The organism is Limnobacter sp., assembly GCF_964228395.1.
Classification (GTDB): domain Bacteria; phylum Pseudomonadota; class Gammaproteobacteria; order Burkholderiales; family Burkholderiaceae_B; genus Limnobacter.
In genome coordinates this window covers 1-13197 of sequence record NZ_CAXQZX010000065.1, presented here as the reverse complement: position 1 = coordinate 13197, position 13197 = coordinate 1, and the positions used below count along the sequence as shown (strand labels likewise).

At 57.5% G+C, this 13197-nt stretch carries 11 protein-coding genes; 5 read left to right on the top strand and 6 right to left on the bottom strand.

The window, feature by feature from the left end; all coding sequences use genetic code 11:
- Positions 1-286: 286 nt before the first annotated feature.
- Complete coding sequence (locus ACEQU8_RS05410; RefSeq protein ID WP_370262074.1) at positions 287-1060, bottom strand: glutathione S-transferase N-terminal domain-containing protein; 774 nt, start codon at positions 1058-1060, stop codon at positions 287-289.
- A gap of 128 nt (positions 1061-1188) precedes the next feature.
- Here ACEQU8_RS05410 and aroQ point away from each other — a divergent pair, with 128 nt between their 5' ends.
- A complete protein-coding gene (gene aroQ, locus ACEQU8_RS05405) occupies positions 1189-1626 on the top strand; it encodes a type II 3-dehydroquinate dehydratase (RefSeq protein ID WP_370262073.1) in 438 nt (145 codons plus the stop codon).
- A gap of 153 nt (positions 1627-1779) precedes the next feature.
- Here aroQ and ACEQU8_RS05400 read toward each other — a convergent pair whose 3' ends face one another.
- Complete coding sequence (locus tag ACEQU8_RS05400; protein ID WP_370262072.1) at positions 1780-2844, bottom strand: DUF475 domain-containing protein; 1065 nt, start codon at positions 2842-2844, stop codon at positions 1780-1782.
- A 214-nt stretch (positions 2845-3058) separates the two neighbouring features.
- On the opposite strand from ACEQU8_RS05400, the gene ACEQU8_RS05395 reads away from it, so the two are divergent.
- From ACEQU8_RS05395 to ACEQU8_RS05380, 4 genes are read left to right on the top strand one after another with little or no spacing between them, the layout of a single operon-like run.
- A complete protein-coding gene (locus ACEQU8_RS05395; protein ID WP_370262070.1) occupies positions 3059-4489 on the top strand; it encodes an efflux transporter outer membrane subunit in 1431 nt (476 codons plus the stop codon).
- Positions 4490-4509: 20 nt separating this feature from the next.
- Complete coding sequence (locus ACEQU8_RS05390; protein WP_370262069.1) at positions 4510-5751, top strand: efflux RND transporter periplasmic adaptor subunit; 1242 nt, start codon at positions 4510-4512, stop codon at positions 5749-5751.
- The gene (locus tag ACEQU8_RS05385) at positions 5748-8894 is read left to right on the top strand and encodes an efflux RND transporter permease subunit (RefSeq protein ID WP_370262068.1); all 3147 of its coding nucleotides are present in this window, start codon (positions 5748-5750) and stop codon (positions 8892-8894) included. Before ACEQU8_RS05390 ends, ACEQU8_RS05385 begins: the two co-directional genes overlap by 4 nt.
- Positions 8891-9775 carry a substrate-binding domain-containing protein gene (locus ACEQU8_RS05380; protein ID WP_370262066.1) on the top strand — a complete coding sequence of 295 codons (885 nt, stop codon included), beginning with the start codon at positions 8891-8893 and terminating at the stop codon, positions 9773-9775. The genes ACEQU8_RS05385 and ACEQU8_RS05380 overlap by 4 nt, the downstream gene beginning before the upstream one ends.
- 31 nt (positions 9776-9806) lie before the next feature.
- Here ACEQU8_RS05380 and ACEQU8_RS05375 read toward each other — a convergent pair whose 3' ends face one another.
- The 4 genes from ACEQU8_RS05375 to ACEQU8_RS05360 form a co-directional block, all read right to left on the bottom strand.
- Complete coding sequence (locus tag ACEQU8_RS05375) at positions 9807-10622, bottom strand: substrate-binding domain-containing protein (RefSeq protein WP_370262065.1); 816 nt, start codon at positions 10620-10622, stop codon at positions 9807-9809.
- Between the two features lie 28 nt (positions 10623-10650).
- Positions 10651-11406: an ATP-binding cassette domain-containing protein gene (locus ACEQU8_RS05370; protein ID WP_370262063.1), complete on the bottom strand. Its 756-nt coding sequence runs from the start codon at positions 11404-11406 to the stop codon at positions 10651-10653.
- A 5-nt stretch (positions 11407-11411) separates the two neighbouring features.
- Complete coding sequence (locus ACEQU8_RS05365) at positions 11412-12119, bottom strand: ABC transporter permease (protein ID WP_370262061.1); 708 nt, start codon at positions 12117-12119, stop codon at positions 11412-11414.
- 262 nt (positions 12120-12381) lie between these two features.
- On the bottom strand, positions 12382-13197 hold an 816-nt coding region (locus ACEQU8_RS05360; RefSeq protein WP_370262059.1), incomplete at its 5' end, for a flagellin.

Genomic DNA, 13197 nt, shown 5'->3' with positions numbered 1-13197 from the left:
AATCTGCCCGACCGTGCCAAGAATGAACGGTGCCCCCCAAGGGGGCAGAGGCCCGACCCGACCTCTGTTTTGGAGGGCGGGCCTCAGTTCAGGCGAGGCTCAGGGAGGGATCAACAGATTGGCCGTCGCAAAGGGGCATGGACCTGCTGGCTTCAGGGAGCAAGCGAATCAGCATCAAATTGCCGCAAGCCAAGTGGCGCAGACCTTCTGGCTTCAAGGAGCGAGCGACACCGCTAAACGGCACGGACCTGCTTGCTTCAAAGAGCAAGCGACATCAACCTGCCCATCAAGCCCCGTAAGTGGCATCCAAGTACTTGATGATCTCTGCCGACTCATACATCGCCACGCCGGTGTTGGGATCGATCAAATACGGCACCTGCACCTTGCCTGTGTTTTCAGCCAACCAGGCCCGGTTGCGCGTGGTGCCTTTGGGGCCTTTGAACAGTTTGTCCCGGAACATCGGCGGGCCCATGTCGGTCATGGCCCCTTTGGGCGTGTTTTTCAACAGGTAAGGCAATTCCAGTTCACACAGGCGAGCACGCACTGGTTTGGAATATGGGCTGGACTCAAAGCTGTACAACACCAAGGCCTGCTCAGGGGCTTTGGATGGCTTGGCCTTCATCCCTTGAAACCCACTGGGTCGGGCCTGGCAAATGCTGGCAAGCATGGAGCTGCCCACCGCCAGTTTTCGCCCAAAACCCCGCTGGCTTTTGATTTTGCTTTGGTAGGTTTTGGTCAGGTAGTCGATGATGTCAGCCGATTCATTGATCACGACGCCCGTGTTGTCGTCCACCAACAGCGGGAATTTGGTGCCAGGTTTAAGCGCTTTTGCTTCAGGGCGAAACCGCTTACCACCGGCCGGACAAGGCAGAATCATCACATCCAGGTCCATCTCGCACAGGGCCTCGCGCACCAAACGGCAGAAGGGGCTGACCTCGATGTCATACAGCTTCAACACTTTTTCAGGCGTTTTTTTGGCACGGCCGCTGATGCCGGTGCCGCGCCAACCGCGCGCGGTGCCAGCCAACAGGTTCATCGTGACGTCTATAGGGGTGCTCATGGTGTGGGGTCTCCTCGTTGAAAGTGTCGCTATTTTGTGGGGCAACGCCCATCGGGTGTAGGCTTTTCCTCCTAGCCAGCGGGTTTGCTTGTTACCATGATTAAAAATTCTGCCCATGGAGACCCATTTTGAAAAAGCTGCTGTTGATCAACGGCCCAAATTTGAATCTGCTTGGCACGCGTGAGCCCGGCGTCTATGGTCACATGACCTTGAGCGACATTGAAAAAGCACTGCGCGTTCAGGCTGAAACCGAGGGGTTTGACTTGCTGACCTTCCAAAGCAACCATGAAGGAGCGCTGATCGACCGCATTCACAAAGCCAAAACCGAAGACGTGGCCGGCATTGTGATCAACGCCGGGGCATACACCCACACCAGCGTGGCCATACGCGATGCGTTGGTCGGCGTGGGCATTCGTTTCATCGAAGTGCATTTGTCCAATATTCACAAGCGCGAGCCGTTCCGCCACCACAGTTATTTGTCTGATGTGGCTGAAGGCGTGATTTGTGGCTTGGGCTGGCATGGCTATGCCTGCGCGCTGCGGCACTTAAATACCCAAAGCGCGTAACCCCCAACAGCGCAGGCTTCATGGCCATGAGCGACACGATTGATTTGGAATCCATCATCAGAAGTGTCGACCAAACCACGCAATGCGGGCGATAGAACAAAGTAAAAACCCCGGCCTAGACCGGGGTTTGAAAGAAGCCAGAAAAATGACGGCTTAAGCGCCCTTCAAAGCTTCCTGCTTTTTGTGTCGAATTGACGACATGTACGCCGCCACAATGAAGGCCACACCAATCAGCCCTGTGATCACCTCGGGCACATGGTACTGGGTGCCCACAAACATGATGATGGACAGCACGCCAATGGCGTAGTGGGCGCCGTGTTCCAGATATACGTATTCTTGCAGCACGCCGCGCTTGACCAGGTCGATGGTGATGGAACGCACAAAGATAGCGCCAATGGCCAGGCCCAGCATGATGATGACCACGTCACGGGTCACGGCAAACGCGCCGACCACGCCATCAAAGCTGAAGCTGGCGTCGAGCACTTCGAGGTACAAAAAGGCTGAAAAACCCATTTTGCCCACCACGCTGACAGCACCGCCACCACCGCTGTGGTCCTCGCCAGTCATTTCTTTGAGACGTTGTTCAAAGAGTTGGTCCAGGGTGTTGATGCCCACAAACAGCACAATGCCGGTTACGCCGCTTAACAACACTTTGTACTGAAGGGCCTCGTCGATGGCCATGGCAGTGATGATCACCACACACAGCGCAATTAAAGCGGCCACGCTTTCCAGTTTGCCCAGGGCAGACAAACGCGCTTCAATGGGCTTGAGCCAATGAATGTCGCGCTCGGGGTCGAGCATGAACTTCAAAAACACCATGAACAGGAAGGAGCCGCCAAAGGTGGCAATCATGGGGTAAGCATCGGTAAGCACCTTGCCATAGCGCTCGGGGTCATCCAGCGCCATGTGGATCACATCCATGTTGCTCATGCCGGTGATGACCGACACAATCACAATGGGAAAGACCAGTCGCATACCAAACACGGCAATCAGAATACCCACCGTGAGGAACATTTTTTGCCAAAACTCGGTCATATTGCGCAACACGGCTGCATTGACCACCGCGTTATCAAACGACAACGAAATTTCAAGAATACCCAACACCACCACCAGCCACAGGGCTGTTAGCAAGCCCATGCCGGAGTGGACGCCCCACCACAGGGCCAAGGCCGTACAAACAGCCGAAAACACCAAGGAAAACCCATACGTTCTAAGCACAAAAACCTCACGAGGCAGCAAAAATTGTCGCCCAGTGTATCGCTTATTGCTGGGCCGTCAACCCGAGTTTTCCACAGGTTTGCGGGTGTTGCTTGCAAACAAATTACTCAGTTACACCGCCTTTGCTTAATTTGTGTAAAGTTGGGTCAACGCGCGAACAAATTCACCCGGATTGTGGTCTGATGGGCACATCCGACAAAAACCACAAGCGGACATGAAGCAGCACATCAAGCAAAAACCAACAAGGCCGGGTCGAATGCCGCTGGGTCGAGCCCTGGCGCTGACCTCGGTGCTGTTGTTAACCGCCTGCACAAGCATTTCCAACCACAAGCCCAAGCTGGATGCCAAGGCTCAATCAGCCCACTTCAAGGCCTTGGTGCCCGAGCAAGCCGAGCAGCCCCCTGCCCTGTGGTGGACCAGTTTTAACAGCCCACAACTCAACCAACTGCTCAGCCAGGCCAGGGCCGACAACCTCACCTTGCTAGCCACGCAAGCCCGCCTGCGAGCCGCCCAAGCCAGCCTGCAAGCCGCGCAGGCCTCTTTGTTCCCAAGCCTTACCTTGAACGCCAGCCGACAGGAAAACACCGTCAAAGGGGTGAGTATTCAAGGCCAGGCCACCAACAACCGAGGGCTGTTTACCTCGGCCTCTTTGGCGGCCAGTTACGAAGTGGACCTCTGGGCACGGGTTAGAAACTCCACGCAGGCGGCACGTTACCAACTGCAGGCCACCGAATATGAACTCAAGGCCGCCGAGGTGAGTTTGTCGGCTGACCTGGCCACCACCTGGAGCCAGTGGGTGGCCGCGGGGCAAACGGTGTTGTTGTTGGAAGAGGAGTTGGCTCGGTTTAATACAAACCTTGACTTGGTGGAACTGCGATTCCGCCAAGGCATTGCCGTGGCCTCGGATGTGCTGCAACAACGGCAACTGGTTGAATCGGCTCAAGGCAATTTGGCCCAGGCCCGCGCCAACCAAGCTGTGCTGCACAACGCACTGGCCTTGCTGGTGGGCGAAGCGCCAAACCGGCTGGTGCTCACCCCCGAGGCTTTGCCCACCCTGCCCCCACTGCCAGCCACTGGGCTACCCGCCGAGGTGCTCAATCGCCGGCCCGATGTTCAAAGCGCTTGGACCCAGGTGCTGGCCGTGGACCGCAATGTGGCGGCAGCCATCGCCAACAGGTTTCCCCAGGTCAGCCTGCGCGCCAGTTTCAGCGACCAAGCGCGTAGCAGCGATGTTTTGTTTGACAACTGGGTGCGCAATTTAAGCATCAACCTGGTGGCCCCCCTGTTTGACGGCGGCGCACGCTCCGCCGAAGTGGAACGCCAACGCGCCTTGCTCGACGAAGCGGTGGCTCAGTACCAGCAAGCGGCGCTGGCCGCCCTGCGGGACGTGGACAACGCGTTGGTGCAGGAAACCAGCCAGCGAGAACTGGTCGACAGCACAAACCGCCAACTGGAGCTGGCAGAACTCAGCCTGCAACGCCTGTTCGCCGGCTACCGCAACGGCACAGTGGACTACATCGCCATTCTGGATGCCCAACAAAGCACCAGCCAGTTGCGTCGCAACCTGTTGACAGCCCGTCAACAGCTTCTCGAATTTAGAATTGCCTTGTACCGCGCCATCTCTGGCAGCCTACCCAACACCTGATGCAGCACAAAGACCCTGTCATGACCACATCCTCACCCCACCAACCGGCCCCCAACCCACCCTTGTTCAAACGCCGATGGGTGCAGGCACTGCTGGTGGTGGCGGTGCTGGGGGCTGGGTTTGCCGCCTCAGAGCTGTTGGTGGCCACGGCACCCACCGCTGCCCGCAAGCCCCCCGAAAAGCAGGCGCGCTTGGTGACGGTTCAACCCGTGCAACGTGGCGACCATGCCGTACAACTGCTGGGCTATGGCACCGTGCAAGCCGAACAACAAGTGAATTTGCAGGCGCGGGTGAACGGCACGGTGCAGCAACTTGGCCCACAATTTGTACCAGGCGGCACCTTCCGCAAGGGCGATGTGTTGCTGCAACTGGACAAAGCCGATTACGAAATTGCCCTGCAAACCGCGCAAGCCAATTTGGCTCAGGCGCAGTCGGCCCTGTTGTCTGAACAAGGCAACCAAGTGGTGGCTCAAGCCGACTTTAAACTGCTGGGCCTGCAGGTGGACGAGCGCGAAAAAGCACTCATTCTTCGTCAACCGCAATTGGAGGCCGCCAAGGCCAACGTGCAATCGGCCAAGGCCGCTGTGGAGCAGGCCAAAATCAACCTGGAACGCACGGTGTTGCGCGCGCCTTTTGATGGCGTGGTCATTAGCCGCCAAGCCAGTGTAGGGGCACAGGTCAACGCCAACACCACCTTGGGCGTGCTGGCCAGCAACCAAAACTTCTGGGTGGTGGCCGGTGTGCCACAAGCCGATTTGAAATGGATACGCTTCCCTGGCTCGGGGCAACAAGGCTCCACCGTGTGCGTGAGCGATGCCAGCAGCAACAGCCCGCAATGCCACCCAGGGCGCGTACTCAGCCTGCAAAGCAGCGTGCAAGACAACGGCCGTCAAGCCCAAGTGTTGGTCGAGGTGCCGCGCAGCAAACAAGCCGGGCTGCAGCCCTTGCTGCTTTCCCAGTACGTCAAAGTTCGTTTCAATGGCATTACCGTGCCCAGCGTGTTCAAGCTCAACCCGGCCCATGTGCGCGGCAACACCGTGTGGGTCAACTCCAACGGCGAACTGGATGTACGCGAGGTTGACGTGGTCTTTCGCTCAGCCGACGCTGTGTTGGTGGGCGAGGGCTTAAAAGACGGCGAGCTGCTTGTGACCTCCAACCTGGGCGCCGCCATTGATGGCATGGCCATACGCACCAGTGACCCGGCTGCGGCGCCGGCGCTCACACCTGCGCCCGCCGCCAATGCCGAGGGTAAAGCACAATGAACGCCGCTGTACGCCGACGTGTCAGCCGATCTGGGCCATTGGCCTGGATGACCAAAAACACCGTGGCTGCAAACATTTTGATGTGGACCTGCCTGATTGGCGGGCTCATCGGCTTTAGCAGCATGACCAAAGAGGTGTTTCCAGAGTTTGAACTGGACTTGGTGACCATCACAGTGGCCTACCCCGGCGCCAGCCCTGAAGACGTGGAGCAAGGCATTGTGTTGGCCGTGGAAGAAGCGATATCTGCGGTGGAAGGCATCGTGGAAGTTAACTCCACTGCCAACGAAGGCGCTGCCAGCATCATCGCTGAAATTGACGAATCCAAAGACACCCAACTGGTGTACCAGGACATCAAAAAAGAGATCGACCGCATCACCACACTGCCCAACGATGCAGAGGCCCCCAATGTGTCGCTGACAGCCCGCAAGCGCGGCGTGCTCAGTGTGCTGCTGTACGGCGACACCGACGAGGTTAGCCTGCGCAACCTGGCTGAAGAAGTGCGTGATGGGCTGCTCCAAAACCCCGGCATCACTCAGGTGGACCTGATGGAAACCCGGGAAATGGAAATACACGTGGAGGTGCCCGAGGCGCGCTTGAATGCCTACGGCCTCACCCTGCAAAGCATTGCCGAGAACATTCGCACCAATGTGGTGGAGGTCTCTGGCGGCAGTGTTTCCACCCAAAACGGCGAGATTTTGTTGCGGGTATCGGAGCGGAGAGACTTCGCTGATCAGTTTGCACAATTGCCGATTGTGTCACCCACCAGTGGCACACCACTGAAGCTCGGTGACATTGCGACGGTGAAAGAGGGATTCCAGGATGTAGACCGCTACGCCACATACAACGGCAAGCCCTCCATCGAAATTTCAGTGTCGCGGATTGGCAAACAAACCCCCATCGGAATTTCTGAGGCCACCTACGCATCGCTGGAAAAAATTCGCCCCCTCATGCCCAAGGGCATTGAGCTGGCGGTGGTCAACGACCGGTCAGAGATTTACAAGCAACGACAGGAATTGCTGGCCACCAATGCGTTGATGGGCTTGGTGCTGGTGATGATTCTTCTCACCTTTTTCTTGGATGTTAAGCTCGCCTTTTGGGTGACCATGGGCATTCCCACGGCGTTTTTGGGCGCCATGATGGTGCTGCCGTTTTTTGGCGTCACCTTCAACATGATCTCGATGTTCGCTTTCATTGTGGCTTTGGGCATTGTGGTGGACGATGCCATCGTGGCGGGCGAAAACATTTACGAGTACCGCCAACAAGGCATGAGCCTGCTGGATGCCTCCATTCAAGGTGCGCGCGATGTGGCCATGCCCGTCACATTCAGTATCCTCACCAACATTGCAGCCTTCGCACCGCTGTTTTTTGTTCCGGGCTTTTTGGGCAAAATTTGGGGCACCATTCCCCTGGTGGTGTGCTCGGTGTTTGTGGTCTCGCTGATTGAAGCCATTTTTATTTTGCCGGCCCACCTGCAAGCCTCCAAAGAAAACAAACAAAAAACCGGTTTTGCACTGTGGCAGCAAAATTTTGCCAATGCATTCTCGAATTTTATCAATACCCGCTATTCGCCAATTTTGGCGCGGGCCGTGGAATACCGTTATTTGTCCATGGCGGCCGGTGTTGCCTTGATGATGGTGGTGCTGGCCTGGCCCATCAGCGGTCGCATGGGCTTTGAATTGTTTCCGCAAGTTGAAAGCGATTTGTCAGAAGTTCGTGCCGTGTTGCCTTTGGGCAGCACCAAAGAACAAGTCAACACCGTGCGCGATGTGCTGGTGGCCAAGGTTCAACAGGTGATCGACACCCACGGTGGCGAAAAAATGAGCACCGGCGTGTATGCCAGCGTGAATGAAAACCAAATCACCGTGCGCGCCTACCTCACCCCGCCCGATGAGCGCCCCATACCCACAGCAGAATTTACTCAAGAATGGCGCGCGCTGGTGGGCACCATCCCCGGCGTTGAAAGCATGCGCTTTGCGGCCGACTCGGGCGGCCCGGGCAGCGGCCCGGCCTTTACTGTGGAACTGAGCCACCGCAATGTGGAAACCTTGCGCCAAGCGAGCGAAGCCATGGCGCGCGAATTGGCCAACTATCCCATTGTTTCTGAAATTGATGACGGCTTTCAAAACGGCAAACAACAGTTCAGTTTCACCCTCAAAGAAGAAGCCCGACGCCTGGGCCTGAGCGCCAACGACATCGGTCGCCAGGTGCGGGCCGCGTTTTTTGGTGCCGAAGCCATGCGCCAGCTGCGTGGCCGCAACGAGGTGAAAGTGCTGGTCACCCGTCCGGCTGAGGAACGCATTTCCCAAACCGATGTGCGTGACCTGCTAATACGCACCCCCCAAGGGGCTTTGGTGCCTTTGCACACTGTGGTGAATGTAGACGACACCCGAGCCTTTGCCAACATCACCCGGCGCGATGGCCGCAGAACCATCTCGGTCACCGCCAACGTCAACCCACGCAACCAGGCCCAGCAAATTCAAAATGCCACGGTCAATGAAATCATGCCGCGCCTGATGCAAGACTACCCAGGCCTGACCTATAGCTTTGCAGGCCGCCAGCAAGACTTTGCCGAGGCCTTTGCTGGTTTGACCAAGGGCTTCATGGTGGCTCTGCTGCTGATTTATGTGCTATTGGCCATCCCGTTCCGCAGCTATCTGCAACCTTTTATCGTGATGCTGGCCATTCCTTTTGGCATCTTTGGTGCCATTGTGGGCCACCTCATCATGGGCTATAGCATGAGCATTGTGTCGATGATGGGCATCATTGCCCTGGCTGGCGTGGTGGTCAACGATTCCCTGGTGATGGTGGACTATGCCAACCAAAAGGTGCGCGAGGGCATGAGCCCTTTTGAAGCCATTTGCAGCTCGGGCGTGCGGCGATTCAGGCCCATCATGCTCACCACCATCTCCACCTTCGGTGGGCTGGCACCCATGATCTTCGAAACATCCAGGCAAGCCAAATTCATGATTCCCATGGCCCTGTCGCTGGGCTACGGCATTTTGTTTGCCACCGCCATTACACTGGTGCTGGTGCCCTGCCTATACCTCATCATTGACGATGTTCGAAAACTGATCGGCACCAGCCCCAGCCTTGCCCCAGAACGCATCAACTTGAACACCTTGGACGAATCGAGCCCCGCATGAGCGAATCTGCGCCCCTGCCAGAATTTTTAACCACCAAAGAAGTGGCCGAACTTTTGCGCCTGAAAGAACGCAAGGTTTATGAATTGGCCAGCCTGCAAGAAATCCCCTGCCGAAAAGCCACGGGCAAATTGCTGTTTCCGCGCAAAGAATTGATGCACTGGCTAAACACCGGTGAACTACAAAGCACCGCAGCCACGGCACGCCCAGCGGTTGCGGCCGGCAGCCACGACCCTTTGCTTGAATGGGCCATCCGCGAATCGGGGTGCGGGCTGGCCACCACGTTTGACGGCAGTTTGGCTGGCCTTCAGGTGTTTGAAGAGGGGCAAGCCCAACTCACCGGCCTGCACTTGCCGGGCACTGCGCAAACCTCGGGCAATGTGCCTGCCGTACAAATGCGGTTTGCAAAGCACAATGCGGTGCTGGTGCACTGGGCCACACGCCAGCAAGGTTTGCTGGTGGCCAAGGGCAACCCCTTGGGCATTGCACAGGTCAGCGATTTAAAAACCTGCCGTGTGGCGCTGCGCCAAACCGGCGCGGGCGGCATGCTGCTGTTGCAGCAGTTGCTGGGCGAGGCAGGCATTGCGATTGAGCAACTCACCATCACCGAGCAATGCCGAACCGAGAACGAAGCCATTGCCGCCGTGGCCAGCGGCAATGCGGACGCAGCCCCGGGCCTGGAGGCCTTGGCCCGCGTATATGGCTTGGGTTTTGTGCCCACCCAGACAGAGCACTTTGACCTGCTGGTGTGCCGCAAGGCCTGGTTTGACCCGCCGGTTCAAACCTTGCTGGGCTTTGCCCGCAGCCCCGCGTTTTTAAACAAGGCCAGCCAAATGGCGGGTTACGACACCAGCGGGCTGGGCCAAGTGGTGTGGACGGCCTGATCGGGCAGAGCAATAAACTTTTGCATTTCCCTTAACGCTTGGGCGCATTGGGAAAAAACAAAGTTTGTCCATTGACCTGAAACCCCGCAATCGCCTTTTGCCCTGCCTCTGAAATTAACCACTGTGTAAAGGTGTTGGCCAAATCAGCTTTTACATTGGGGCATTTGGCGGGGTTCACCGGCACCACGCCATATTGGTTAAACAAGCGGGTGTCGCCTTCCACCACAATTTTAAAATTGCCTTTGTTGCCAAAAGCCACCCAACTGGCGCGGTCGGCCAGCACATAGGCGCCCATGCCCACTGCGGTGTTCAAGGTTGCGCCCATGCCCGAGCCGGTCTCGCGGTACCACTTTCCGCTGGCCGCCTTCACATCCACAGCCGCCTCTTTCCACAGCTCAAGCTCTTTTTTGTGAGTCCCACTGTCGTCGCCGCGCGATGCAAACAACGCTTGCTTGTTGGCAATGGCAGCCAACGATGCCACAGCGTCTTTGGAACCGGCCACCTTGGCGGGGTCATGGCCTGGCCCAGTGATCACAAAATCGTTGTACATCAGGTCGGTGCGTTGGGTGCCGTAACCCTCGGCCACAAATTTTTCTTCTGCCGCTTTGGCGTGCACCAGCAACACATCCGCATCGCAATTCTGGGCATTTTTGATGGCCTGCCCAGTGCCCACCGCCACCACACGAACCTGAATGCCAGTTTGCTTGGTAAAAATGGGCAGCAGGTAATCATACAGACCAGAATTTTGTGTAGACGTGGTGGACTGCACCAATATAAATGGCTCCGAGGCCTGCGCTTTGCCCCAGGCGAACATGGCCAACACCGCCAAACACAAGGATTTTTTCATACAACGACTCCGCAAAAACATGGATGGATCAATGGGTCAGCAGCTCGCCTGCGAGGTACATGCGGGCCTGCAGGCTACTGGGTTCGCTTAAAAACTGCGGGGTGGGGGTTAGCTCCAACACCCGCCCTTGGTGAACAAAAGCCACTTCGCAGGCCAGGCGAGCCGTTTGCCCGGCATCGTGGGTCACAATCACCACCTTCACACCGGTCTGCGCCACCTGCCGAATCAAATTTTCGATTAACACCGTGGCTTGTGGGTCGAGGCTGGCCGTGGGTTCATCCAACAACAACAAACCCGGGTTGCACGCCAATGCACGCAACAGGGCAAGGCGTTGTTGTTCGCCACCTGACAACTTTCGCGCAGGCGAGTCGGACAGGTGACTTAAATCACCCATGTCGAGCAAGGCCCGTGTGCGGGCGGCGCGCATGGCCTTGGGCACGCCAGCGATGCGAAGCGCATGCGCCAGGTTGCCCTCGACACTGCGGCGCAACAAGACCGGGCGCTGAAACACAAATCCCAAAGCGCCAGCCGGCAAGCGGTGTTTATTGCCGTACAACACTTGACCGTGGTCTGGCTGCACCAGGCCTGCCAGCACCCGCAGCAGTACGCTTTTGCCAGCGCCATTGGGCCCCATCACCGCCGTGATTCCCGCCGTACTGGTTCGGAAATTCAAGCCCTTGAAAACAACACGACCGTGAAATGCCAGGTGAATATCGTCGAGCACCAGGGGCAACAGTGCATGGGTGGCTTGGTCTGGCAGCAGGGCTGCTTCACTGATTTTCATGAGCATTAGGCGTAGGCCCGGCGTTGCGCTGTGTGCTTGAGCAAAAACACACTTGCGTTAATCAAAATTGAAAGCGTAATCAGGATGAAACCCAAACCCAGGGCCAAAGCCAGTTCACCCTTGGAGGTTTCCAGTGCAATGGTCGTGGTCATGACGCGCGTTACATTGGCAATGTTGCCACCCACAATGATCACTGCCCCCACCTCAGCCAAGGCACGCCCCAAACCTGCCAGAGCACTGGTCACCAGCGAGTAGCGCGCGTCAAACAACAAAGTGCCCAAGGTTTGCCATCGCCCAGCACCCATGGCACGCAGCATTTCGTCGTATTCCCCGTGAAGGTCTTCTATCACCTGACGGGCCAAGGCCGCCACAATCGGCGTGACCAACACCACTTGTGCAATCACCATGGCCGTGGGGGTGTAGAGCAGTTGCAAAAAGCCCAGAGGCCCAGCAGCCGACAACATGAGGTACACCATCAAGCCCACCACCACCGGGGGCAAGCCCATGAGGGAATTTAAAAACACCACCAAGGCCATGCGCCCGGGAAAGCGCCAAACCGCCAAGGCCGCGCCCATGGGGAAGCCCAACAGGCAGGCAATAAGAACCGCCGTGAACGTGGTTTGCAAAGACAATGCGATGATGCCCACCAAAGTGGCATCCAGATTAAAAATCAGCAAAAACGCTTGCGCAAAAGCCTGGGAAAAATCTTGCATACCGCCCTACACCCGCCCAACTTTGTTTTTTTATGCATTTTTTTCGCAATAAATGCAGTTTAGTCGCAAAACAGGGGAAAGTCATTGGGGCAAACGCCAACTGACACACCAGCGGGAACATTGAGGGAAGAAACAACAGACACGGCAGAAAAGCCGAAAAAAAGGCAGAGGACGGATTATCCGAATTCGGGCATGCCCTCTGCCAGAAAGCGGCTGGATCAATGCTAGGCGAACCAGCCGCTGCTTGGACTACAGGAGAGTATTACTGCAACAGGCTTAGCACGTTGTTGGGTAGCTGGTTGGCCTGAGCGAGCATGGCGGTGCCGGCCTGCTGCAGGATCTGCGCGCGGGTGAGCGCTGCGGTTTCCTTGGCGAAGTCGGCGTCCATGATTCGTCCACGGGCGGCCTGCAGGTTGGTGCTGGAGGTTTCTGCAAAGGCAGCGACTTGCTCCAGCCGGCTTTGGCCTGCGCCCACCACGGCGCGAATGCCGGTGATGTCGTCCAAAGCCGCATCAATGTTGGTGATGGCGGTGGTGGCGTTGGCCACGGTGTCCACGTTACCGAGGTTGGCCTGAATGCTGGCCGCACCGTTGGTGAGCACCGTGGTCAGGTCGTTGCCGCCGGCCAAGCCATCGTCGGTGAGGTTCAGGCTCAGGGTGTCGCCCGTGGCGTTGCCCGTGCCCACCTGGAAGCTCACCGTTTTGTTGGCTGCGCTAAACACGGCGTTGCCGTTAAAGGTGGTGCCCGCGGTGATGCGGTCGACCTCGTTGGCCAGCTCGGTGTATTCACGGTTTAGGTTCACGCGGTCGGTGGTGTTCAGGGTGCCGTTTTTGGCTTGCACGGCCAGCTCTCGCATGCGTTGCAGGTTGTCGCTCAATTTGCCCATCGCGCCGTCGGCCACTTGCAGCATCGAGATGCCGTCGTTGGCGTTGCGGGCGGCCACATCAAAGCCCTTGACCTGCGCATTCATGCGCTCGGCAATGGCCAGGCCTGCGGCGTCGTCTTTGGCGCTGTTCACACGCAAGCCCGAGGACAAGCGGGCAATCGCGTTGTTCAGGCCAATGCCCGAGCCAGAGAG

What these genes read in the sequence shown, in the direction of transcription:
- ACEQU8_RS05410 (WP_370262074.1), bottom strand. Translation starts at nt 1,060, where the DNA reads ATGAGCACCCCTATAGACGTCACGATGAACCTGTTGGCTGGCACCGCG.
- ACEQU8_RS05395 (WP_370262070.1), top strand. Translation starts at nt 3,059, where the DNA reads ATGAAGCAGCACATCAAGCAAAAACCAACAAGGCCGGGTCGAATGCCG.
- ACEQU8_RS05390 (WP_370262069.1), top strand. Translation starts at nt 4,510, where the DNA reads ATGACCACATCCTCACCCCACCAACCGGCCCCCAACCCACCCTTGTTC.
- ACEQU8_RS05385 (WP_370262068.1), top strand. Translation starts at nt 5,748, where the DNA reads ATGAACGCCGCTGTACGCCGACGTGTCAGCCGATCTGGGCCATTGGCC.
- ACEQU8_RS05380 (WP_370262066.1), top strand. Translation starts at nt 8,891, where the DNA reads ATGAGCGAATCTGCGCCCCTGCCAGAATTTTTAACCACCAAAGAAGTG.
- ACEQU8_RS05375 (WP_370262065.1), bottom strand. Translation starts at nt 10,622, where the DNA reads ATGAAAAAATCCTTGTGTTTGGCGGTGTTGGCCATGTTCGCCTGGGGC.
- ACEQU8_RS05370 (WP_370262063.1), bottom strand. Translation starts at nt 11,406, where the DNA reads ATGAAAATCAGTGAAGCAGCCCTGCTGCCAGACCAAGCCACCCATGCA.
- ACEQU8_RS05365 (WP_370262061.1), bottom strand. Translation starts at nt 12,119, where the DNA reads ATGCAAGATTTTTCCCAGGCTTTTGCGCAAGCGTTTTTGCTGATTTTT.